Source organism: Chryseobacterium balustinum (assembly GCF_900168205.1).
Taxonomy (GTDB): domain Bacteria; phylum Bacteroidota; class Bacteroidia; order Flavobacteriales; family Weeksellaceae; genus Chryseobacterium; species Chryseobacterium balustinum.
Genome location: NZ_FUZE01000005.1, coordinates 40,455 through 62,731, shown reverse-complemented (window position 1 = coordinate 62,731; position 22,277 = coordinate 40,455). Strand labels below are relative to the sequence as shown.

At 31.9% G+C, this 22,277-nt stretch carries 21 protein-coding genes; 9 read left to right on the top strand and 12 right to left on the bottom strand.

Annotated elements, in window-relative coordinates:
* Positions 1-711: 711 nt before the first annotated feature.
* Positions 712-1,410 (bottom strand): DUF1826 domain-containing protein, encoded by a 699-nt coding sequence (locus B5X64_RS08505; protein WP_079464816.1) that lies wholly within the window; start codon positions 1,408-1,410, stop codon positions 712-714.
* Positions 1,411-1,649: 239 nt separating this feature from the next.
* Between B5X64_RS08505 and B5X64_RS08500 the strand changes: the two genes are divergently transcribed.
* The 6 genes from B5X64_RS08500 to B5X64_RS08475 all read left to right on the top strand — a co-directional run bounded on the left by B5X64_RS08500 (position 1,650) and on the right by B5X64_RS08475 (position 6,716).
* Positions 1,650-2,204 (top strand): phosphoribosyltransferase, encoded by a 555-nt coding sequence (locus B5X64_RS08500; protein ID WP_076561538.1) that lies wholly within the window; start codon positions 1,650-1,652, stop codon positions 2,202-2,204.
* 140 nt (positions 2,205-2,344) lie between these two features.
* A complete protein-coding gene (locus tag B5X64_RS08495; protein WP_079464815.1) occupies positions 2,345-2,923 on the top strand; it encodes an adenylate kinase in 579 nt (192 codons plus the stop codon).
* Positions 2,924-3,004: 81 nt separating this feature from the next.
* Positions 3,005-3,988, top strand: coding sequence for a GTPase ObgE (gene obgE, locus B5X64_RS08490; RefSeq protein ID WP_079464814.1), 984 nt, complete (start codon positions 3,005-3,007; stop codon positions 3,986-3,988).
* A gap of 86 nt (positions 3,989-4,074) precedes the next feature.
* A complete protein-coding gene (locus tag B5X64_RS08485; protein WP_079464813.1) occupies positions 4,075-4,713 on the top strand; it encodes a porin family protein in 639 nt (212 codons plus the stop codon).
* A gap of 77 nt (positions 4,714-4,790) precedes the next feature.
* On the top strand, positions 4,791-5,279 hold the full coding sequence (locus B5X64_RS08480) for a DUF6438 domain-containing protein (RefSeq protein WP_079464812.1): 489 nt from the start codon (positions 4,791-4,793) through the stop codon (positions 5,277-5,279).
* Positions 5,280-5,447: 168 nt separating this feature from the next.
* Complete coding sequence (locus B5X64_RS08475) at positions 5,448-6,716, top strand: DEAD/DEAH box helicase (RefSeq protein WP_079464811.1); 1,269 nt, start codon at positions 5,448-5,450, stop codon at positions 6,714-6,716.
* Positions 6,717-6,769: 53 nt separating this feature from the next.
* Here the strand turns inward: B5X64_RS08475 and B5X64_RS08470 are convergent, their stop codons facing one another.
* The 9 genes from B5X64_RS08470 to B5X64_RS08430 all read right to left on the bottom strand — a co-directional run bounded on the left by B5X64_RS08470 (position 6,770) and on the right by B5X64_RS08430 (position 16,873).
* Positions 6,770-8,299, bottom strand: a complete 1,530-nt coding sequence (locus B5X64_RS08470) for a hypothetical protein (protein ID WP_123920930.1) — start codon at positions 8,297-8,299, stop codon at positions 6,770-6,772.
* A gap of 19 nt (positions 8,300-8,318) precedes the next feature.
* Positions 8,319-9,449: a hypothetical protein gene (locus B5X64_RS08465; RefSeq protein ID WP_079464809.1), complete on the bottom strand. Its 1,131-nt coding sequence runs from the start codon at positions 9,447-9,449 to the stop codon at positions 8,319-8,321.
* A gap of 34 nt (positions 9,450-9,483) precedes the next feature.
* Complete coding sequence (locus B5X64_RS08460; RefSeq protein ID WP_079464808.1) at positions 9,484-10,245, bottom strand: TatD family hydrolase; 762 nt, start codon at positions 10,243-10,245, stop codon at positions 9,484-9,486.
* A gap of 5 nt (positions 10,246-10,250) precedes the next feature.
* Positions 10,251-10,778 (bottom strand): DUF4269 domain-containing protein, encoded by a 528-nt coding sequence (locus B5X64_RS08455; RefSeq protein WP_079464807.1) that lies wholly within the window; start codon positions 10,776-10,778, stop codon positions 10,251-10,253.
* Positions 10,771-11,730 (bottom strand): GSCFA domain-containing protein, encoded by a 960-nt coding sequence (locus B5X64_RS08450; protein WP_079464806.1) that lies wholly within the window; start codon positions 11,728-11,730, stop codon positions 10,771-10,773. The genes B5X64_RS08455 and B5X64_RS08450 overlap by 8 nt, the downstream gene beginning before the upstream one ends.
* A 93-nt stretch (positions 11,731-11,823) precedes the next feature.
* Complete coding sequence (locus B5X64_RS08445; RefSeq protein ID WP_079464936.1) at positions 11,824-12,795, bottom strand: polyprenyl synthetase family protein; 972 nt, start codon at positions 12,793-12,795, stop codon at positions 11,824-11,826.
* 308 nt (positions 12,796-13,103) lie between these two features.
* Entirely contained in the window at positions 13,104-14,243 is a 1,140-nt protein-coding gene (locus B5X64_RS08440; RefSeq protein WP_079464805.1) for an inorganic phosphate transporter, read from the bottom strand.
* Positions 14,244-14,263: 20 nt separating this feature from the next.
* Entirely contained in the window at positions 14,264-14,902 is a 639-nt protein-coding gene (locus B5X64_RS08435; protein WP_066676585.1) for a DUF47 domain-containing protein, read from the bottom strand.
* 231 nt (positions 14,903-15,133) lie between these two features.
* Positions 15,134-16,873, bottom strand: coding sequence for a DEAD/DEAH box helicase (locus B5X64_RS08430; protein WP_066676587.1), 1,740 nt, complete (start codon positions 16,871-16,873; stop codon positions 15,134-15,136).
* Between the two features lie 273 nt (positions 16,874-17,146).
* On the opposite strand from B5X64_RS08430, the gene B5X64_RS08425 reads away from it, so the two are divergent.
* The 3 genes from B5X64_RS08425 to B5X64_RS08415 all read left to right on the top strand — a co-directional run bounded on the left by B5X64_RS08425 (position 17,147) and on the right by B5X64_RS08415 (position 20,208).
* Complete coding sequence (locus B5X64_RS08425; RefSeq protein WP_079464804.1) at positions 17,147-17,824, top strand: DUF2461 domain-containing protein; 678 nt, start codon at positions 17,147-17,149, stop codon at positions 17,822-17,824.
* A gap of 104 nt (positions 17,825-17,928) precedes the next feature.
* Positions 17,929-18,723 (top strand): FkbM family methyltransferase, encoded by a 795-nt coding sequence (locus B5X64_RS08420; RefSeq protein ID WP_079464803.1) that lies wholly within the window; start codon positions 17,929-17,931, stop codon positions 18,721-18,723.
* A gap of 9 nt (positions 18,724-18,732) precedes the next feature.
* Positions 18,733-20,208 carry a lipopolysaccharide biosynthesis protein gene (locus B5X64_RS08415; protein ID WP_079464802.1) on the top strand — a complete coding sequence of 492 codons (1,476 nt, stop codon included), beginning with the start codon at positions 18,733-18,735 and terminating at the stop codon, positions 20,206-20,208.
* On the opposite strand, the gene B5X64_RS08410 is transcribed toward B5X64_RS08415, so the two are convergent.
* Both B5X64_RS08410 and B5X64_RS08405 read right to left on the bottom strand, forming a co-directional pair.
* Positions 20,201-21,229 (bottom strand): glycosyltransferase family protein, encoded by a 1,029-nt coding sequence (locus B5X64_RS08410; protein ID WP_079464801.1) that lies wholly within the window; start codon positions 21,227-21,229, stop codon positions 20,201-20,203. The two genes, B5X64_RS08415 and B5X64_RS08410, sit on opposite strands and share 8 nt — an antisense overlap.
* 104 nt (positions 21,230-21,333) lie before the next feature.
* Entirely contained in the window at positions 21,334-22,188 is an 855-nt protein-coding gene (locus tag B5X64_RS08405; RefSeq protein ID WP_079464800.1) for a glycosyltransferase family 2 protein, read from the bottom strand.
* Between the last annotated feature and the right edge of the window lie 89 nt (positions 22,189-22,277).

Here is a 22,277-nt window from a genome sequence, read left to right as displayed (position 1 = left end):
TTTGGTAGTTGATTTTAAATATTTCGTAGTGGATTATTAGTATCTCATTGGAACCGTAAATTTGTAAAATTTTGATTCTCAATGATTGTTATAATATAAGAAGCAAGAAAAGGGTTGTAAGCAGCAGTTGAAATTATTTTGAGTTTACTAAAGCACACTTTAATGAGCCGATTAAAAACATTAAGTGGCTCATTAAATTTATTGCTTTTTAGCATAATTAAATCATTCAACTACTGCATGGTATATTTGGCATTCTGAAAATTTTCCGAAATTTTCATTGAACAAGCAAGAAATTGTTCTGATCATTATAAAGCTTGCACATAAGTACTTAACTATTTTCTCTGTAAATAGATGAAAATTGAGGTGTACAGGCGGAATCTATTAATTATCAGAGATTCAGTCGGGAAATGTTAACTATTTAATTTTCATTTGTTTATAAGGCTTGAGGTGTACAAAAGTAGCACAAATGCCATTTTTATTTTACCTCTAAAATAGCTAAAATCCTTTATTCATCGGTGTTTGCGATGACGAGATTCGTGCGGTAAAGTAGAAAAAAAAGATGTTGCAGCATCTTAATTGTGTACCACTTTTGTACACCTTGTATTGTGTAAACAACCATCAACAAACACTTTTATAGATACTGTATCGGAAAGTAAAAAAATCAAATTACATTAAACATAACCATACCTAAAGAGTGTGGTTTTTCAGTCATCAACAAATCAACAGTAACCGATACTCCTCATCATTTTCCACAGGAGCTCTGTGAACACAAGGCAAAACCTCTTGTAAAGGATGATCTACCGCCAATCGCCAAAGATTTCCTACACCTAAATTGACAGGTTTTGCATTCAATTTTGCTTGATAATGAAGATCAAAGAAATACTCTTTTAGGAAGGTTTCAAATTCAGATTCCGGGCCATCATGTAATTTTTTAAGCTTTTCTCTCACCTCGGGAATTAAGATTTTTTGCTCAACTTCATCGTTGGATATAATATCACTTGCAACACCATGATAAGTGCATAAAAAAGTATCGGTTCCAATAGATGAACGATCTATATGAAAAGAATATACATCTGTAGAAATGAAATCAAACTCTTCATCTCGTTCGTAATTTTTAAGTAAATTAAGAGAGGGTAATGCTCCGAAATCTGTTAATAACTGTAAGTCATTTAAAATATTTTCTCTTGCTACACTGCCTTGTTCTGATAATTGCAGTGCTAAAAGATTTTCAATAGAAACTTCTGTAATATTTTCTTTCAATTGAAGCTTAGAAACAATTTCTTTAAAATCTCCACTCAAGTTTCTGTTCCAGCAGATTGCATTCATCGCTCCCTGAAAATTTGTATTTATCAATTCAGAAAAAGAAGAAACGAGTCCTATTTGGCTGTTGTCAGAAAATTTATTACCCATATATAGAAAATGTTTACTGAGTACAAAAATAATGAACAAATCAAAAATATATAGAGATTAAAATTATTTTTTTAAACATAATAGATTAGTATTATACCTTATTTGTAGATTTTATGACCTAAAAAGACGTCATTAACAAAACAATTTCACATTATATATTGAGAAAAATAAAACAACTATACTCTACTTAAAAATATTCTAATCAAAAATCCGTAACTTTGCGCTCTACGAAAAATTTTATGGAAAGTATTCAAGTTCACGACAAAACTTTTGTTCCCTATTTAAAGGATGCCGAAATTCAGGAAATTGTAAAGGCAACCGCATTAAAAATCTATGAAGATTACAAAGATGAAGTACCTGTTTTCATCGGTGTATTAAACGGTGTTATCATGTTTTTCTCCGATCTTCTTAAGCATTATCCCGGACCTTGCGAAATCGCTTTTATTCAGATGAGTTCTTATGCAGGAACAGAATCTACTGGGATTGTGTATCAGAAAATGGAATTAACGAAAGATGTAAGAGACCGTCACATCATTCTTGTAGAAGACATCGTAGACACAGGAAACACCGTTGAAAGTCTTTTTAAATATTTTAATGAAACGCAACGTCCGAAATCTGTAAAAATTGCTTCATTCTTATTGAAACCTGAAGTTTATAAGAAAGATTTCAAGTTAGATTATATTGGAAAAGAAATTCCAAATAAATTTGTTTTGGGTTACGGATTGGATTATGATGAACTGGGTAGAAACCTATCGAATCTATACCAATTGGAAGACGGACAAATCAACCATTAAACGCTGTTGGCTATGAGCTCACAGCTTTTAGCTTAAAAAAGTAAAATAAAGAAATAAATTTAATAATAACTAAAAAAGCTGAAAGCAAAGTTGCAAACCGCCAAAAGCAAATTGCCCATTGCCCAAAGCAAAACAACATTATGATAAACATTGTTCTCTTCGGTCCTCCAGGAAGTGGAAAAGGTACTCAAGCGCAAAACTTAATCGAGAAATTTAATTTAAAGCAAATCTCAACAGGTGATCTTTTCAGATTCAACATGAAAAATGATACCGACTTGGGAAAATTGGCAAAATCTTTTATCGATAAAGGAGAATTGGTTCCGGATCAGGTAACAACAGATATGCTGATTGACGAAATCAGAAAACCAAGCTATGCTGCAGGATTTATTTTCGACGGATATCCTAGAACTGCGGTGCAGACAGAAGCTTTGGAAAAAATAGTGAAAGAAGAACTGAATGATAATATTGATGTTTGTCTTTCTTTAGTTGTTGAAGACACTATTTTGGTTGAAAGATTATTGAAAAGAGGCGAAATCAGCGGAAGATCTGATGACAGCAATGTAGAAATCATTGAAAACAGAATAAAAGAATACTACGCAAAAACAGCTGAAGTAGCCGAGCTTTACAAACAACAAGGTAAATATGTAGAGATCAACGGTGTAGGAGAAATCAACGAGATTTCCGAAAAACTTTTTGCTGAAGTAGAAAAAGTAAAATAAGGAATTAGGGTTTAGGAATTAGGTAATAGTTGTTTACGCTAAATCCTAAGCTCTAAGCCCTAAATCCTAAGTTAAAAATATATGTCAAATTTTGTAGATTACGTAAAGATTCATTGTAAAAGTGGTCACGGTGGTGGAGGTTCTGCTCACCTTCGCCGTGAAAAATATATTCCTAAAGGAGGTCCTGATGGTGGAGATGGTGGTCGTGGAGGTCACGTTATCATGAGAGGAAATGCCCACGAATGGACTTTACTTCCGCTTCGTTATACCCGTCACGTTAAAGCTGAACGTGGACAAAACGGAGCTAAAAACCAATTAACTGGAGCTTTCGGAGAAGATGTTTATATCAACGTTCCTATTGGAACGATTGCTAAAAATGAAGAAGGAGAAGTTGTAGGTGAAATTCTGGAAGATGGACAGGAAATCATTTTGATGGAAGGTGGTAAAGGTGGTAAGGGAAATGAGTTTTTCAAATCATCTACCAACCAAACTCCCCGTTTTGCACAACCCGGAATGGACGGACAGGAAGGTTACATCGTTTTCGAACTTAAAATCTTAGCTGATGTAGGTCTTGTAGGTTTCCCAAATGCAGGAAAATCTACACTTTTAGCTTCTGTTTCTGCCGCAAAACCAAAAATTGCCAATTACGCATTTACTACTTTAACGCCCAATTTAGGAATCGTTGATTACAGAAATTATAAATCTTTTGTAATGGCAGATATTCCGGGAATTATTGAAGGAGCTGCTGAAGGTAAAGGTCTTGGTCACAGATTCTTAAGACATATTGAAAGAAATTCAATCTTATTATTCTTAATTCCTGCAGATTCTGAACACCATTTTCAGGAGTTTAAAATTTTGGAGAATGAATTAAAAGAATATAATCCTGAGCTTTTAGATAAGGACTTTATTATTTCTGTTTCTAAAGCCGATCTTTTGGATGATGAATTGAAAAAAGAAATCGCAGCAGAATTCCCAGAAAACAAAAAACCTTTATTTTTCTCAGGCGTTACCGGAGAAGGTTTAATGGAATTGAAAGATGCCATTTGGAAACAATTGCATGGCTAGAAATAATATTGTGCTGTAATCCTTGATTGCAGCACAATTTCTTTTAGAATTCTCCGTTTCATTTTTAAATTAAATTAAAAAAAATTATGACTAAGAATTTTTTTTTAGCCCTTTCAGTCACAATTTCGGGACTTATTAGTGCTCAAACTCAAAAATCTACCTCTGATGCAAATTTTAAATTTGGCGTAAAAGCAGGTTATTCCTTATCCAACATGAAATTTTTTGATGATAAACTAGATTCGAGATCCTATTTCTATGCAGGATTCGTAGCAGAAAAACCTCTTTCATCAAAAGTGGGCATTCAGGCTGAAGTTTTATACACTCAGGTTGGTGGTACAGATTCTCTTCCGTTGGTACAGCTTGTTGGTAGCGAAATTGTAGAAATGGGAACTGTTGATTTTAATTATCAATTTACTCAGATTCAGGTTCCTGTTTCTGTAAAATACTATTTTATTTCAAAATTTTCTGCTTCTGCAGGAATGAATTTCGGTTTTAATCTTTCTGAAAAAGTTAAAACCGATGGAATTGTAAATGGTACAGATTCTCAGGATCTAGTTGGCTATAAAACGCTAAACCTCTTCCCTTTTCTTGGTGCAGAATATAAAATAACAGATAAAATTTTTGTTGACGCGCGATACAATTTCAACTTTTTTGACACGCACAAAAATGGTTTTGAAACAAAAATTGGCTTTCTGCAAGCTGGTGTAGGATATAGATTTAATTAAAACACACAAGAGAAACTCAAAAGGTTTCTCTTTTTATTTGGAATACTTATTGAAAGATCCATACTAAATAAAAAACAATGAAATATCTACTAGGTCTATTTTCAATAATCATTCTGTTCTCATGTACTTCACAAAAAATGTCGTCAAAGTATTCAACTATAGAATATGAAGCTGGAGCTTGTTTCGGTTCTTGTCCGATTTTTAAAATGACTATTAATCCTGACCGAACAGCTGTTTTGGAAGCCGAACATTTTAATTTTTCTAAAGAATTTTCAAAGGGGGAATTTGATAAACCTAGAGAAGGAACTTTTAAAACAACCATTAAAGAATCAGATTACAAAAAACTGATTACACTTCTTGACGACCTAGATATAAAAAGTCTTAATGAAAAATACGGTTCACGCAATATTACAGATATGCCGACCTCTTATCTTAGAGTAAAGTTTAATGATGGATCATCTAAAAAGATTGAAGATTACGGAAAAAGAGGAACCGAAAAATTAAGTGCAGTTTACAAATTTTTTGAAGATTTGAAGCATGATCAAGAGTGGAAAAAGGTACAATAATTACTCTTAAATTTATTTACACTATCTTTGTACTATATTTCGCGGCATTCTCAGCCAAATAGTAAATGATTTTACTTAAAAACTCTGTTAAAAAAACTTTAGCAGATCTGCTAAAAAATGATGAAGTATACTGCTTCGACCGCATTATTTTAATACACAACATATATTTTGTTATTTACCGACTTAAAATTAATTAAGCCTATCTTAGATGCGCTTCAAACTCAAGGTTACGAAAAACCAACACCAATTCAGGAACAAGCAATTCCTTCAATATTAGAACAGAGAGATGTACTTGGTACAGCACAGACGGGAACAGGAAAAACAGCGGCTTTTGCTATCCCAATTTTACAAAATCTTACCGAAAGAAAAGGCCCTAAAGGCAATCATATTAAAGCATTAATTCTTACTCCAACAAGAGAATTAGCAATACAAATTGAAGAAAGTTTTAACGCATACGGAAAAAATTTACCTTTAAAACAATTGGTAATTTTTGGTGGTGTAAAACAAGGAAATCAAGTTGCAGCTTTGAGAAAAGGTGTTGACATTTTGGTAGCAACACCGGGAAGATTACTAGATTTTATTGCACAGGGAATTATCTCACTTAAAAATCTTGAAATTTTTGTTTTGGATGAAGCCGACAGAATGCTTGATATGGGTTTTGTACACGATGTAAAAAGAATTATTAAACTTTTACCTCAAAGAAGACAAACACTTTTCTTTTCGGCAACAATGCCTACTGAAATTCAGAAATTGGCAGATTCTATTCTGAATACCCCGATAAAAGTATCTGTAACACCTATTTCTTCTACCGCAGAAACCATTAAGCAATCTGTTTATTTTGTAGATAAAGAGAATAAGCTCGATTTGCTTACTCATATTTTGCAAGATAAAATTTCGGGTTCTGTATTGGTTTTCTCAAGAACAAAACACGGAGCAGACAAAATCGCAAGAAAATTACAGGCACATAAAATTTCTGCAGAAGCGATTCACGGTAACAAATCTCAGAATGCAAGACAAAATGCATTAAGCAATTTCAAATCTGGTAAAACAAGAATTTTGGTTGCTACAGATATTGCAGCAAGAGGTATTGATATTGACGAGTTAAAATACGTTGTCAATTTTGAACTTTCGGATGTTGCTGAAACATATGTTCACAGAATTGGAAGAACAGGTCGTGCAGGCTCAGAAGGAAGCTCAATGTCTTTCGTAGACGGATTAGACCTTTTAAACCTAAAGGATACCGAAAAACTAATCGGGATGAAAATTCCTGTGATAAAAGACCATCCTTTCCATACCGACAATTTGGTTGTTGAGAAAAGAGATTCAAACAACAAACCTTTTACACCGAGACCAAAGCCAGCAAATCCTGGTCAACAGAGAAAAGATGTTGGTTTTAAAAAGCCAAATAATAAAAGTAATTTCGCTAGAAAGAAATAATAAAAAAAGTCATTCAGAAAACCTGAATGACTTTTTTTATTGCAAAATACAGTTTAGTTTTTCAATTTAAAAACTGATACAGAATCATACTGTGGTTGCCAAGTTTTTATCGGGTTGGTATATGATTTTATTTTAGTCAATTCACTTTCTTTCAGACTGTCTATAATTGTTTTTCTTAAGGTATTTCTTAGTTTAAAAACATAATCGTCAGTACGGCTATCTACATGAAGCGCCAGAAAGCCTTGTGTCTGATGCTTCGTGTGAAAATGAGTTGGAAAAAGAAGGTATTCAATATTATTTTTAATCATAAATTTTTTGAAATTACCTGATCTCATATCATTAAAATATAATTTATTCGCTACCAATCCATCTGCAGGAATGACATTAAAATCTGAATAAAAAGCAAATTTACCCGGGAAATCATAGACGTAAATGCGTGTCTTTTTTGGAATGTTTTGTTCAAATTCTTGAGCAGTTTGCCGTACAAGGTCATTCGATTTTTTTTCAAATTTAGAATGGCTTGCAAAAACATTATTCTGAATACTAAAACTCGTTGTAAGCTTTAACCAAGCAATTCCACAAACAAAAATCAAAGCAACCATAAAGATAATTTTATCGAATGATAACTTCTCAAAAGTCTTATTAGAGAAGCTATTGGCAATGTCGTAAATAAATAAACCACAAAAAAACATTTGAGAAACAAAATACCACTGCCCTATTTCAGATTGAAACAATAAGTTATAAAATAGTTGTAGTAAACTGCCTATTAAAAAAGAAAATTTTATGGCTCTAAAAGTGTCTTTTTTATTGAAACATAAAAAAACAAAATATAAAACACCTACAAGAGTAAATAATTTTTGAAATACACCAAGATCCATATATTGCTGAATATGGGGAAAAGAACTCTTTATTCTTCCACTAATTGGCACAGCAGCATCAAAATAATAGTAATTAGATATGATGTAAGGAACTGCTAAAACTGAAAAACCAATAAGCATTTTCACAAAACTTTTGATGCTCCATTTTCTGAAATTCCAATATAAAAAGCCAAAAGGTATCAGCACAAAAACATGGTCTAATCTTGCTAAAAAGACCAAACTGCAAATTACCCCAAATGCAAGATCATTGGTAAATTTCCTGCACATGAAAAATATGATCAAGCTAAAAGTAAAAAATGTAAGATGTGCTTCGATTAAATAGAGCGTTCCGAGGCTAAAAAACATAAAACAATAAAACCCTAAGCTCAGAATTTTGCCGACTTTACTTTCTTTTAAAATGGTCTTTTCTAAAAGAATATATCCAAATAAGATTAATAAAACCTGAAAAAGCCACAAGATATTTAATGCAAAAAACTTATCTGAAGGGTTAATCAATTCTGCTATCACGCAAAAAACCATCCATAAAGGATGAAATCCATTGGTAAGATATAAATCATTAAATCCCATGAAACCATGATTCATGATATTATAAGCAATCTGAGGATAGAAAAATCCATCATCTGAAGGAAATTTAGAAGGGTTTCCTAAGAAGAAAACCGAGGAAAGTAATAATAAATAATGAAAATTCTTTTTAATAAACTCCATGTTTAATGATAATAAATTTTTAGTTTGTGGTTTTAGCCAGATTATCTGATAAACAATAAGCATAACCAATAATAGCAAATGGCAGTGATGAAGCCAAATAAGTAATTCCTAAATTATTATAGACAATTCCGCTTAATGAAGATTCTATGAGAAAACTTCCAATTAAGAGAAAATATATAATGGCAGAATAAAAAAATATCTGCTGAATGTTTTGAACGAAACGAGAGATTACAACTGTCACAATTAAAAATATCAACATAATATACCCACTTCCCTGCCCTTGTGTTTTAAGCGGGTTAAATTCCTGAAGATACTCAAAACTTTTGACCGGTAAAATAACGGTTGATAAAAGAAAACTAAAGCTCATTAAAAAACCAACAACAGATTTTAATTTTTCAGAATTGTTTGCTTTAAAAAAAGGATTTAAAAGAAATAATATGATTGGAATGATAACCAGACTTCTTGTAAGACACAGAAAGCCTAAAATAATTCCCAGTAAAAGTGGTTTTGCAAAATAATTATCTGAGAATTTTTTATGCCAAAAAACAATAAAAGCAATGGTGAATATAAATGATGATATAAAATCGCTTTTACACACAATCTCATAAATAAAAGATAATGATATAATTAGCAAAAAAGAAGCAATAAATCGGATGTTATTATTTGAAAAAAAACTAAAAACTGAGGCAACAAATATAATAAACGCAGCAATCTGAAGATAGCCAACATTTCCTACTAAATAAAAACCTACTGCCGCAAGAAGCTGCCCGGGAAGATAAGACGGCATTTGACCTATAAAATTAGGTTTATCATAAAAGAAATCTCCGTTGAGCCAATCTTTTAAACAATACTCAATAGTTTGCCAGCGGTCAATATTTACTTTATATGGGCTATCAATTAAATGACATAATAATATAAAAATAAAAACCACAGCACCTAAAAACAGATACAAAAATGTTTTTGTGATTTTGAGTTTATTAATGAAAAATTGATTCGATTTATAAATTAAGATATGAAACAATGCAAAAATACCCACCAAAACTGATACATCAATTTTATCTTGCCTCACCCCATATTTTATAACAAATAATAAATTAACCGTAAAATAAATCAAGAACATCACAGGTTTCATGATATGATTATTCTTCATGTATTTAGTTTGTTCATTCTTTTAGTAGATACTTTTATTTAAACATTCTCTTCGCATTCTCAGTGGTAATCCTATCGATTTCCGCAAAATCTTTTTGGTAAATATCCACTAACTTCCCAGCAACCAAATCTAGGTATGAGCTTTCGTTTCTTTTACCTCTGAAAGGAACGGGTGCAAGATATGGAGAATCTGTTTCTAAAACGATTTTATCTAATGGAATTTCATTTAAAAACTGGTCAATTTTCCCATTTTTAAAGGTTACTACTCCACCGATTCCCAAAATAAAATTCAAATCTAAAGCCTGTTTTGCTTGCTCAAGATTTCCTGAAAAACAATGGAAAATCCCTCTTAATTTCGGGTGTTTTTTTCTTTCTAAAACGTCAAAAGTTTCGTCAAAACTTTCTCTCGTATGGATTACGATTGGCAAATCTTTCTCAATAGCCCAATCTATCTGTTGTTCAAAAGCTTTTACCTGGATGTATAAAGTCGATTTATCCCAATACAAATCAATTCCTATTTCTCCGATTGCAGGAAAATGTCTTTGGTCTAAATAATTTTTTACCAATTCAAGCTCTTTTTCCCAAGACTCTGGTTTTACATAACAGGGATGCAAACCCATCATCGAAAAAATACGATTAGGATATTCGCTTTCTAACTGAAGCATTTTCTCGTGCGATTCTGAATCGATAGCCGGAAGATAAAACTCAGTAATCCCTTTATCTAAAGCTCTCTGAATAGTTTCTTTTCTGTCTTCATCAAATTCTTCGGCATATAAATGCGTATGTGTATCAATCATTATTTTTAAAATTTTAAAAGATCTTCGTAGGGATTTTCTAAACCTAAAAGTATCCCAAAAACCGGCTCGGTTTTGATTCCTTTTTTCTTAAGATCAATAATTTTTTGTTTAAACTTCTCTCCTTTTTCCTGCAGTATTTTGTATTCTGCAATCATATGGCAATAAGCATTTTGTTGTATTGTTGGTTTATTTTGTGCAAAAATTTCGATTGGAAATTCTTCCACCATAAAATTTATTACAATAGAGTTTTCACCATTTATAATCGGGTATTCTACTTTTACATCCTCTTCAAACGGAATAATTTTACTAAATGCAATATCATCTAAGAAATCTTCCTCAAATTTAAAATCCAGCTCGCAGATAATGTCTAAGTCACTTCCTTCCACATCAATTTCTATAGGGACTGTTCCAGCTAAAATGGGTGAGTAATAATCTAAGACGGTGAATATTTTATATTTTGTAAGAACTTCATACGCTCTTTTTTGTCTTTCATTTCCTATCTTCAGATAATCAAGTTTTGTAAAATCAATCATTAGAAAATATTTTATGCTTTACTTTTTGCTTTTGAGCTTCAATTCTCTGATTCAGTTTTTCTTTAAATTCGATGAATTTTGGATTTTTTTCGTCCTCAGTTCTGTGTTCTAAAGCTTTATTGATTTTAAAGTTTTCTTTGATAAAATCTTTAGTTTCATTCGAAAAATATGCATTCCCAAATTTTTCAAAAATATAATTAATAGCCTGAGAATTAGGGTGTATTAAATCGTCTTTATAGAATCTATAATCGCGCAAGTCATCCATTACAATCTCATAAATTGGCAAATAATGGCAGTTTTCAAATTGAGAAATCACCTCATGAATCGATGTGATTAACTTAGATTTACTCAACTGATTTTCAATCATTCCATCTTTGGTATGACGCACGGGTGAAACTGTAAAAAGGATCTGTACATCTTCTTTACAAATATCTTTCAGATTAATAATTGTGTCGTAAATAGAATCATTTAATTCCTGATTCGTTAAAAGTCTTTTTTCGAAGAATTTTTGTGGAATTTTATGACAATTGGCAACCAGTTTTTCTTTAGGTTCAAATTCATAAATAAATGAAGTTCCGTAAGTAATAATTACCCAATTGGATTCCTGTAAAAAACGGTTTCCTTCTTCTATTTTAGAATTAATCTTATCTAAAGTCTGGTGAATGTATCGAGTATCAAAACTCGTGTGATGATCCAGAGAAATAAACTCATCATCATAAACAATCAAATCATCTTCATAATAAAATTCTGAATCATGGAGTTTTTTAATTGAATTATTAATTGAAAACGGATTAAAAATCGTTCCAAAAGGGTTGTTTACCGTCTGAAGCTGACCTTTCTGAAGTAAATCAGAAATCTCTGAAGCAAAGCAAGAACCTATTGAAAATATTTTATCTTCAATTTCAATTTTTTTCTGCGATAGTTTTATGTCAACTTCTGTACGGAATTTCATTCAGTCAATTTGAAAATTTGAGAATATGTCAATTTGAAAATTAAAAACTATGATTTATTCATTTTCAAATTTTCAAATTGACGAACTATCAAATTATGATTCTCTTCTCAAAAGGTAGTTTGCCAATTCGGTGAATGGTTTTTTCTTTTCTTCGGGAACGTTTATTTTAGCCAAATAACTTTGTCCAATTTCGTTATGTTTCTCTATTAAACGTAATGCTTTCTCATCCACTTTTGTTCTTCTGAAAATCTTTTCTACCCCGTACACTTTATCGATATTATCGGTCTTTTTAGAATACCAGTAATCTAATTCTTTACGTTCTTCCTCAGTTCCATGCTCTCTTGCGAGAAGATAAAGTACCGTTTTTTTGTTCTCGTAAATATCTCCTGCATGTTTTTTACCAAACTGAGCCTGATCTCCAAAAACATCCAAATAATCATCCATGATCTGGAAGGCGATACCAATATGTTTTCCGAAATTGAAGATTGCTTTTGCATCTTTAAACTGCGCTTTAGCAATCATAGCACCAATCTCAAACGACGAAGCACTCAAAACTCCGGTTTTATATGTAATCATTCTGATATAATCCTCAAACGTCACATTTTCCTGAGTTTCAAAATTAATATCATACTGTTGACCTTCGCAAAGAAGTAAACCTGTATGCGTGAAAATTCTTACACAAGCTTTAAAAATTTCAGGCTCCAGATCTTCAAAAAACTTATACGCTTTAAGCATTAAGCCATCTCCTGAAAGAATCCCAGTATTTAGACCGTGAATGGTATGAATAGTCGGCTTATTTCTTCTTAGCGGAGCTTCATCCATAATATCATCATGGATTAAGGTAAAGTTATGGAAAAACTCAATTGCCAAAGCAGGTTTTATTGCCTCTTTTTGGTCACCACCAAACAAATCACACGCCATTAAAACCATAATCGGACGGAGACGCTTGCCACCGTGCGAGATGATATAATTCATCGGCTCATACAATTCTGTTGGTTTGTCTTTAAAAGTATATTTAGTAATAGCATCAGCAACAATCTGTTGGTAGGTGTCTAAGAATTCCATAAAATCTAATAATTTGAACAAAAATACGATTTTCTGAGTGGTTTTAAACAAAAAAAACTCTGTCTATTTGGACAAAATTTTATTATCGTTACGAAAGAAATTTTAACTAAAACAATCAGATTTGAAAAAGCTAAGTAAGAATTTTAAAAAGCTATCAATATTTATATAAGTCGTCGAGAGCTTTTACGATAATCCTCGAAAAGATTTTTTGCAGTCATCAAAACAATAACATGATTAACGAGAATATTGTAACAAAAAAACTTTGCCCATTTGAGCAAAGTTTTTTATTTATTTAAAAATTTTTCTATTTAAAAAAGAAATGTAACGATTAGGTAAGTAATTCCTGCAACAATTGCTGAAATTGGAATTGTTAATACCCAAGCCCAAAGAAGACTTACGGTGATTCCCCATCGCACAGCAGAGATTCTTTTCGTAAGACCAACCCCAATGATAGAACCTGTAATCGTGTGTGTTGTAGAAACAGGAATACCAAAATGATCGGTTACAAATAAGGTGATTGCACCTGCAGTTTCCGCACTTACACCTTCAAGAGAAGTAACTTTTGTGATTTTAGTACCCATTGTTTTAATGATCTTCCAACCACCACTCATAGTACCTAAAGCAATCGCAACGAAAGAAACCAAAGGAACCCAAAGATAATCTTTAGCAAAATAATTAAAACGATCTGCAGATGCAATTTGTAAATAACCATCTTGTAATATATTAACATGATAATAAATTACCGCTGCACCAATGATTCCCATTACTTTCTGTGCATCATTTAAGCCATGTCCTAAACTAAATAAAGCTGATGAAGCTAACTGTAATCTTTTGAAAGACTTATCAGCCTTGTAAGGATTAGATTTTTTATAAAGGTGAACGATAATTAAAGTAATAATAATCGAGATAATCATTCCAATAACCGGAGCCATAAAAATGAATAAGAAAATAGGAATTACTTTATCAAACTTCACAACACTCTGATGGGTAAGCTGACTGACCGCCTCTTTAAAAGTTTCCCAAGTTCCTAAGTTTGGTTGAGTTGCAACAACATCATGATAATCCATCATAAAAGCGTGCATTAAAGCAGCCCCTATAAAGCCTCCAATCAATGTATGTGATGATGAAGAAGGAATACCAAACCACCACGTCAGCAAATTCCATAAAATTGCTGCAACAAGACCGGAAAATATCACTTCAAGTGTGATAAAGTTCTCGTTGACTGTTTTGGCAATCGTATTACCAATTTTAAACTCTCCAATAATATAAGCCGCGATAAAGAACGCTGCAAAATTCCAAACGGCTGCCCAAAGTACAGCCTGAAAAGGAGTTAAAACTTTTGTAGAAACTATAGTTGCAATAGAGTTTGCCGCATCATGAAAACCATTAATGTAATCAAAGATTAAAGCCAATGCAATAATAACTATAAGTAAAATCGGAAATTCCATTTGTTAATTATAATTATTAATTAAGCGTATTTAATCATGATGTTTTCAATGGTATTGGCAACATCTTCTGCTTTATCGGTTACTACTTCAAGGTAATTTAATACTGATGAAATTTTGATAATATTAATGGCATCATTAGTTTCAAACAATTCTACCATAGAATTTGAAAGGAGATCATCTGCAATATTTTCTATAGAGTTTACTTTAATACAAGCTTCTTTTACCTGCTCCATATTTTTGAAACCTTTAAGGTTTTTCATTGCATTCTGAATCTCAAGACAAGCTTTGTAAATCAATAATGAAAAATCTGCATAAGCCTTCATTAAAGGAGATTTGTAAAGGAAAATATACTTTGCCGAAGCATAGATATAATCTGCGATATCATCTAGACCAGTCGCCAATGTGTGAATATCTTCACGATCGAAAGGTGTAATGAAGTTTTTCCCCAATTCAACGAAGATCTCGTGAGTAAGCTCATCATTTTTGTGCTCGTAGTCGCTCATTAATTTAAGCATAGAATCATCATTAAGATCAAAATCTTTGATTCCGTGATTAAAATCGTTAGACATAGCAACCAAGTTATCTGTAACTTTTTCGAAAAGCACAAAAAAGATTTTATCTTTCGGTTGAAAAGCGTGGAAAATATTACCAATGCCCATTTTATAGTGTTTATAAATTCGTGTGCAAATTTCTTAAAAAACCATCTTACCAAAAAGCATCCAGCGTTAATTTTTGTTCACATTGAATTAATATTTTTTCATATAAAACTCTACAACAATCAGCATCTCTGTATAAGCTTTGGAATCAACATTTTAAACAATTGTTTAAATAAAATTCAAATAAAAAAAACCGGCAAAAATGCCGGCTTAATTTGTATGCTTAGAATAAGATTAGTTAGCTTCTTCAGCTCTCATATCTTTTCCTTTGAATTTCATTGATTGAATGTTCCCTAAAAGCTCATTCTTAAATCCTTTTTCAATTTCAAAGAAAGAGAATTTTTCAAGGATCTCGATATTACCGATCTCCGCTCTCTTGTTACCTTTGCTTGAAGTTGCTTTGTTGATGATTTCCAAAACATCTAGTTTTTTCAATTGATCTTTTTTACCAAGATTGAAGAAAAATCTAGTCATATTTTCGTCTCTTTGTCTTGGTTTTCCACCACGATCACCTCTTCTTTCTCCTCTGTCGCTTCTTCCGTCACGATCTCCTCTAGGGCCTCTATCTCTGTCGCGGTCTCTTCCTCTGTCACGATCTCTGTCTCTTCCTCTATCACGATCTCTTCCACCTCTATCATCATCTCTGCTGCTCAATTTCTGATCAGTCAAATCATGTCTGTCTTTGTAATACAAAGCAAGATCTTTTAATTGGAACTGAAGTAATTTGTGCACCAACTCTTCTTTTGTGAAAGCTGATAGATCTGGAATTAAAGCATCATTAAAATCAAAGAAATCTTCGTGTACTTCAAGTAAGTTTTCAAAAACACCAGCAACCTGAGCTTTAATTACATCTTCACCACTAGGAATTTTAGCTTCAGTAATGTCAATTTTTGTAACCGACTTGATTTGCTTCAATTTTCTACTTTCTTCAGGCTTAATTAAAGAAATCGAAATACCGTCTTTACCTGCTCTACCCGTTCTACCACTTCTGTGAACGAATACTTCAGGATCATCTGGTAAAGAGAAATGCACAACGTGAGTTAATGAATCAACATCCAAACCTCTTGCAGCAACGTCTGTTGCTACCAAAATATCGATATTTTTCAATCTGAATTTCTTCATTACTGTATCTCTCTGCGCTTGAGAAAGATCACCATGAAGAGCATCTGCTGCATAACCATTCTGCATCAAGAAATCAGCAACTTCCTGAGTTTCCATTCTTGTTCTACAGAAGATAATTGAGTATTGATTAGGGTTTGAATCGATTAATCTCTTCAAAGCCTCTTTCTTATGACGATAACCAGCTACATAATAGAAATGCTTGATGTTCTTCTTAACTTCGTTAATAGAACCCACAGAAATACGGTGAGGGTTTGTCAAATAATTTTTAGAAATACGCTCCACTTCTTTACTCATCGTTGCCGAGAACAAGAAAGTTTGTTTTGTTTCAGGAGTTTCTTTCATAATGGTTTCCAAATCGTCTTTGAAACCCATTGAAAGCATTTCATCTGCTTCGTCTAAAACCAACCAGTGAATTGCAGAAAAGTCTAATGCCTTTCTGTTAATCAAATCGATTACCCTTCCTGGAGTTCCCACAATAATCTGTGGCTTGTCCTTTAAAGAACGAATTTGATCCATAATACTGCTTCCACCATAAACTGCTGTAGTTTTGATGTTCTGCATGTACTTTGAATAATTTTTGATGTCTTTTGTAATTTGAAGACATAATTCTCGTGTCGGACAAAGCACCAAAAATTGGATTTTGCGACTCGTATCGTCAATCATATCCAAAATCGGAAGCGAAAACGCTGCTGTTTTGCCTGTCCCTGTCTGCGCAAGTGCGATTAGATCGCGAATATCTGAAAGAATGAAAGGGATAGTCTGTTTTTGGATTTCTGTCGGGCTTTCGTAACCCAGTTCGCCAATGGCCTTAAGGATATCAGGACTTAAATTGGTCTCCGTAAATAAATTCATTAAATATTATAAAATTTCTGCAAAGATACAGTTTTTATTTGAATATTGAATTATATAATATTAACGAATTGATAATTTTATTTTAGAAAAACACAATCATTTTTATATTTAGACAAAAAAACTACACCTTTTTTATTTTTAATTTAAAAATTTTTCAACTATAGCCACAATTAACAGATAATACGTTTTATCCATTAATAATTATGAAATAATGAAAACTTACGTGATAATTATTTCAAATATTATTATTTACATTTGATTAAAATTTTAAATATGGCATCTCAAATTTCATCCAAGGTATTCGATTTCTTAAAACTTATTGAGAAAAACAACAACCGAGAATGGTTTAATGACAATAAAAATCTTTTTACTGAAGCACAGTTAGATTTTCAGAATTTCACTGAAGAACTAATTACCGAGATGGGAAAATTTGATGAACATATTTTAAAAATTGATGCTAAAAAATCTTTGTTAAGAATTTATCGTGACACAAGATTCTCAAAAGATAAAACACCTTACAAAACCTATTTTGGTGCGTCATTAGGAATGGGAAAAATGAATTTTAAAGCAGGATTTTACCTTCATGTAGAACCCGGAAAATCTTTTTTGGGAAGCGGAATTTATTTACCAGACTCTCCTGTTTTAAAAGAAATCAGAAAAGAAATTTCTCTTTTTAAAGATGATTTCCTGAAAGCAATTGATGATAAAGATTTTAAAAAATATTATACCGAACTCGATCAGGAACACAAGCTAAAAAACGTTCCGCAAGGCTTTGAAAAAGAAGACCCGATGGGAGAATTTTTAAAACTGAAAAGCTTCATTGGCGTACACAATATGACCAATAAAGATTTGATGGAAAAAAATGCCGTAAAAAACATTTCAAAAATATTTGAAGCCGCAAAACCTTTGAATGATTTTCTGGATACCTCAATTTCAAATCTTAAAAATTAAACAAAAGCAAAATAAATACTGATAATCAAATCGTTACAATTAAATATTTTTAACAACAATTTAACATTTTTCATTACCTTTGCTGGTCGTCAAATTTCCATACAATGTCTTTATACCAGCAACTCGCAGAAAAACTACAGTACATCAGCCCAAGTTTTTATAAACAGAGATATTTTAAAAGTTTAAAAAATCTTACCAAAGAAAATTTTTCGGGTCGTAATGTAGAGCCAGAGCTGGTTTGGATTAAAGAATATTTACAAAACGACGCTGTAATTTTTGACATTGGAGCCAATGTAGGAACTTTTCTTTACCAGTTTGAAAACAAGATCAATCACAAGAACATTTACGCTTTTGAACCCAATAAAAAGCTCAACATCAGACTGAAAAGACTTTTCCCGACGATGCACATTTCTTCTGTAGCACTTTCTGACGAAAATACGACAGCACAATTTAAAGTTCCGATTATTAAAGGAAAAATGGTTGCTTCAAGAGGTACTTTAAATACTTCTTACAAAGAAAAAGACGAAGAAAACTCTTATACAGAAACCGTAGAAGTTGTAAAACTGGATGACTGGGCGAAATCTAAAAACATCAAAAAAATAGATTTTATCAAGATCGATGTAGAAGGAAACGAAATGAAAACTCTTTTTGGAGGAAAAGATACCATACAAAAATTCAAACCCACTTTAATGGTTGAAATGGAACAAAGACACCACAGCCAACCCATCTGGAACGAAATTTCCGAAGTCGAAAACTGGGGTTTTGAAGCCCATTATTTAAACAGAAAAACATTTACCCTCGAAAAACTGACCGAAGAGATTTTACTAAAAAACATCAGTGACGAAAAAAATAAAACAGAGTACATCAACAACATCATTTTCATTACTAAAAATCAATAAAATCTAAGTATGAGTGTAGTTGCAAGGCAGGGTTTTAAGTATTCCATTATCGGGTATGTCGCGACGTTGATCGGGATGTTCTCTATTTTTATTTTCACCAATGACCTTTTTTTCTACGGAAAACTAAGACTCATTATGTCTTCTGCCGAAATGCTGGTTCCTTTTGTGGTGTTGGGAATTTCATATTCGAATGTAAAGTTTTTTGGAAAGGCTCATGAAGACGACAAACACCAAAACATGTTGTCTCTTTCTTTAGCATTGGTTTCTATTAATTTTTTAATCTTTCTAATTGTTTTTTTTCTCATTCCAACTGTTTTTCCTGAATTCACCAAAATGAAAATCTGGGAAAGTAAAAAGTACATTCTACCGCTTGTCTTAACGCTTTCTTTGTGCGCAATTTTCAACAGATATATTTCCAATTATAAAAGGATTGTTGTTTCTAATATCTTCGATAATCTTTTACCTAAATTAGCAAACTTAGGATCTTTCTGCCTGTTCTTTTATTTTCAGTTTTCAGAGCAAATTGCATTAGCATTTTTCTTCGGAATGTTCGCTTTAATGCTCACAGGCTACATTTATTACACTAACAAACTAGACAAAATAAAACTTGACTTTAGCAGAGATTACTTTAAAAAAGATAATTTTTATAAAGAATTTGCAGCTTATAGTTTCTTTGGGTTTTTAGGAACTTTCGGAAATCATATGGCGATCAACAATTATATGATTGGTGAGTTTATTGGTGAAGAGGAAATTGCGGTTTATAGCATTTTACTGGCTCTTATTTCTTTGATTTCAATTCCGCAATTAGGATTATTTAATATTTCTGCACCCATCATCCGAAAAAATTTAGCTGATGGAGATATGGAAGATCTCGACAGATTCCATAAAAAAACATCATTAACGATTTATTTTTTGGGAGCTGTATTGTTTGGATGTATTATGGTTGGATTCCCGTATCTAACGCATTTTATGCCTAATAAAGGAGATTTATTGAGAATGTATGAACCCGTAATCTGGATTTGGGGTTCTGCTGTTTTAATGGATTTAGCGACCGGTTTTAATGGCAACATTATCTCGCTTTCAAAATATTACAAGTTCAATATTATCGTGATGCTTTTATTGGCTGGTTTAACGATTAGCTTAAACTGGTATTTCATCCACCACACCGATCTCTCACTGATTGGAATCGCTCTATCAACCGCAATTTCAGTTACTATTTATAATCTTATTAAAGTTATTTTCAATTATTTCGTGTTCAAGGTTTCCCCTTTTTCTATTGAAATGATTTTTGTGTCGATTATCTGTACTTTGGCTATTACGGTGGCAATTGTTTTGCCGGTTTTTGATAATAATTTTATCAATTTAGTCTATAAACCTGCAGTCGTTTTAGTATTAATATTTATTGGCAATCATTTCACCAAAATATTCCCAATTGAAGATTATCTGAACATGAGATTTATCAAAAGTCTTCTGAAATTTAAGTAAGCTTTTGAAGAAGATTTTCTAAATTTTTGAGAACGTCTTGCTTGCTGTACTCTTTCTGAAAATCATAGTTAAAATTCTGCAATTCGTAAAACTGCTCAATAACATTTTCTTTTTCGGTAACAATAAAGTCAAGATTTGAAGTGTAATTTGCAGGGAAAACTGCGATTTTACCAAACTTTATTGCATCACCAATATTTCCGGTCATTTTTGTTTTTCCGTACACTTCTTTTTGGCTGAAAAATTCGGTTTGCTGTTGAATTGGACACCACAAAACATCTGCTTTTTTCATCCACAATTCAAAATCTTCCTGAGAAACTCTTTCTTTGAAATACTTGATTTTAAAATGATTAGAAATTTTCTCAATAGCTTCAAGTTCCTCTCCTTTTGCTTTGCCTAAAAAAACAAATTCAATATTTTCAGTACCCTCCGTTTTTTGGATTATCTTTAAAACATGTCGATAATCGCGCCTTTTTTGAGAAACTCCACCCGGAATTACAATTATTAATCTTTCATTCTTATTTTGAGTAAATTCTTTGGTGTAAAAAAGTGGTAAAAACTGATATTTCTGAGAAAAAAATTCTTTATCTAAAACTAAAAGATGCTTTGATTTTCTGTACACTTTTGAAGCATTAAATAAACCTTCTTTCCACCACAATTTCAATCGGTAAATAACATCTTCTTTGAAAACATTTTTAATTAAATCTAATTTGGAAGCCTTTGAAAAATTAAGATTATGAACAATTACAGCTGTTTTATATTTATTGGTTATATTCAAAAAAGTATTGAAATATCGATGAACTGTTCCAATAATAACCAGGTCATATTTCTTAGATTTAAGCTGATCTAAAATCATCGAATTATCTGACAAAAAAACAGGTACACCGTGAGTATTAATCTGATTTCTAATTCGTTCAGAAAAATAATAGTCCACAGAAAATTCTTTAGAATCATTCATCAAATTCATAAAATCGGCAACAATTTCTGCATGAGTATCGATTTCTATGTAAGCTATTTTTTTCAAAATGAAAATTTAAAATTTAGATGTTAAGTTTAGGCTAAAGCCAATGAGATGATTCTATTTTTTTAAACGAGCTAAAGCCCATTCCTATTAAAATTTAAAATAAGTCACATTTTAAACCATTTCTTTTTAAACTGATTCCACCGTTGCTGATTAATTACTTTTTGTTCATTCTTAGAAATTTTCAGTTCAAGATTTTGAGATTTGCATTTTTCGTATGAACTGATAATCTGAAATAGAAATGAAGGCGATTTTATTTTTGCGGCTTCTTTAGCTGCCGCAACATAAGTCAGAAAACGATTTAAGCCTAAGAAATAAAAATATCTGCCATAATAATCGGCCGGTTTTATGGTATAATCTGCACCTTTTACTTTGATTAATTTCACATGTAAATCCGGAAGAACAATTTCTTTCCAACCTAAATTTTGCAGAAGAATTGCATCAATATTATCCCAACCCAATGTTTCTCGCAAGCCTCCCATGTGAAGAAAACATTCCTTTCGGTAAGCTTTCATCGGACCGCGAACATGATGTTTATTGGAATTCCCTTCATACACCCATTCTCCGTTTTTTTCAACATACAATAATCCTCCAACCAAACCGTAATCAGGGTTTTTCACAAAAGAATCTGCGACAGTTTGTAAATAATTTTCAGACAGAATAATATCTGAATCAAACTTGCAAATAATATCAAATTGATTCAAATCCTGAGTTTGTAAACCGTTTTTAAAAGCCGCAACCACCTTTGAGCCTGGTTGATGAAGCGATTTTTCCAAATTAATGGTTTCAAATCGGGAATCCTGAAGAGTGTATTTTTTAATGATTTCTGAAGTTAAATCAGTTGAACCGTCATTAACAACCACTACTTTAAAATCCTTAAAACTTTGCTGTTGTAAAGAATCTAAAGTAAACGGAAGGTTATTTTCCTCGTTGTGTGCAGGAATTATGATTAAAAATTTCAATGTAAATGATCAATGATGAATAATAATTGATAAATGATAAAATTCAACAGTTAGCTTGCATCAATTATCATTTATCAATTGTCGTTACT

Bases quoted from the DNA above. Each gene is read 5' to 3' on its own strand.
- B5X64_RS08505 (WP_079464816.1), bottom strand. From the start codon at position 1,410: ATGGGTAATAAATTTTCTGACAACAGCCAAATAGGACTCGTTTCTTCT.
- B5X64_RS08500 (WP_076561538.1), top strand. From the start codon at position 1,650: ATGGAAAGTATTCAAGTTCACGACAAAACTTTTGTTCCCTATTTAAAG.
- B5X64_RS08495 (WP_079464815.1), top strand. From the start codon at position 2,345: ATGATAAACATTGTTCTCTTCGGTCCTCCAGGAAGTGGAAAAGGTACT.
- obgE (WP_079464814.1), top strand. From the start codon at position 3,005: ATGTCAAATTTTGTAGATTACGTAAAGATTCATTGTAAAAGTGGTCAC.
- B5X64_RS08485 (WP_079464813.1), top strand. From the start codon at position 4,075: ATGACTAAGAATTTTTTTTTAGCCCTTTCAGTCACAATTTCGGGACTT.
- B5X64_RS08480 (WP_079464812.1), top strand. From the start codon at position 4,791: ATGAAATATCTACTAGGTCTATTTTCAATAATCATTCTGTTCTCATGT.
- B5X64_RS08470 (WP_123920930.1), bottom strand. From the start codon at position 8,299: ATGGAGTTTATTAAAAAGAATTTTCATTATTTATTATTACTTTCCTCG.
- B5X64_RS08465 (WP_079464809.1), bottom strand. From the start codon at position 9,449: ATGAAGAATAATCATATCATGAAACCTGTGATGTTCTTGATTTATTTT.
- B5X64_RS08460 (WP_079464808.1), bottom strand. From the start codon at position 10,245: ATGATTGATACACATACGCATTTATATGCCGAAGAATTTGATGAAGAC.
- B5X64_RS08455 (WP_079464807.1), bottom strand. From the start codon at position 10,778: ATGATTGATTTTACAAAACTTGATTATCTGAAGATAGGAAATGAAAGA.
- B5X64_RS08450 (WP_079464806.1), bottom strand. From the start codon at position 11,730: ATGAAATTCCGTACAGAAGTTGACATAAAACTATCGCAGAAAAAAATT.
- B5X64_RS08445 (WP_079464936.1), bottom strand. From the start codon at position 12,795: ATGGAATTCTTAGACACCTACCAACAGATTGTTGCTGATGCTATTACT.
- B5X64_RS08440 (WP_079464805.1), bottom strand. From the start codon at position 14,243: ATGGAATTTCCGATTTTACTTATAGTTATTATTGCATTGGCTTTAATC.
- B5X64_RS08435 (WP_066676585.1), bottom strand. From the start codon at position 14,902: ATGGGCATTGGTAATATTTTCCACGCTTTTCAACCGAAAGATAAAATC.
- B5X64_RS08430 (WP_066676587.1), bottom strand. From the start codon at position 16,873: ATGAATTTATTTACGGAGACCAATTTAAGTCCTGATATCCTTAAGGCC.
- B5X64_RS08425 (WP_079464804.1), top strand. From the start codon at position 17,147: ATGGCATCTCAAATTTCATCCAAGGTATTCGATTTCTTAAAACTTATT.
- B5X64_RS08420 (WP_079464803.1), top strand. From the start codon at position 17,929: ATGTCTTTATACCAGCAACTCGCAGAAAAACTACAGTACATCAGCCCA.
- B5X64_RS08415 (WP_079464802.1), top strand. From the start codon at position 18,733: ATGAGTGTAGTTGCAAGGCAGGGTTTTAAGTATTCCATTATCGGGTAT.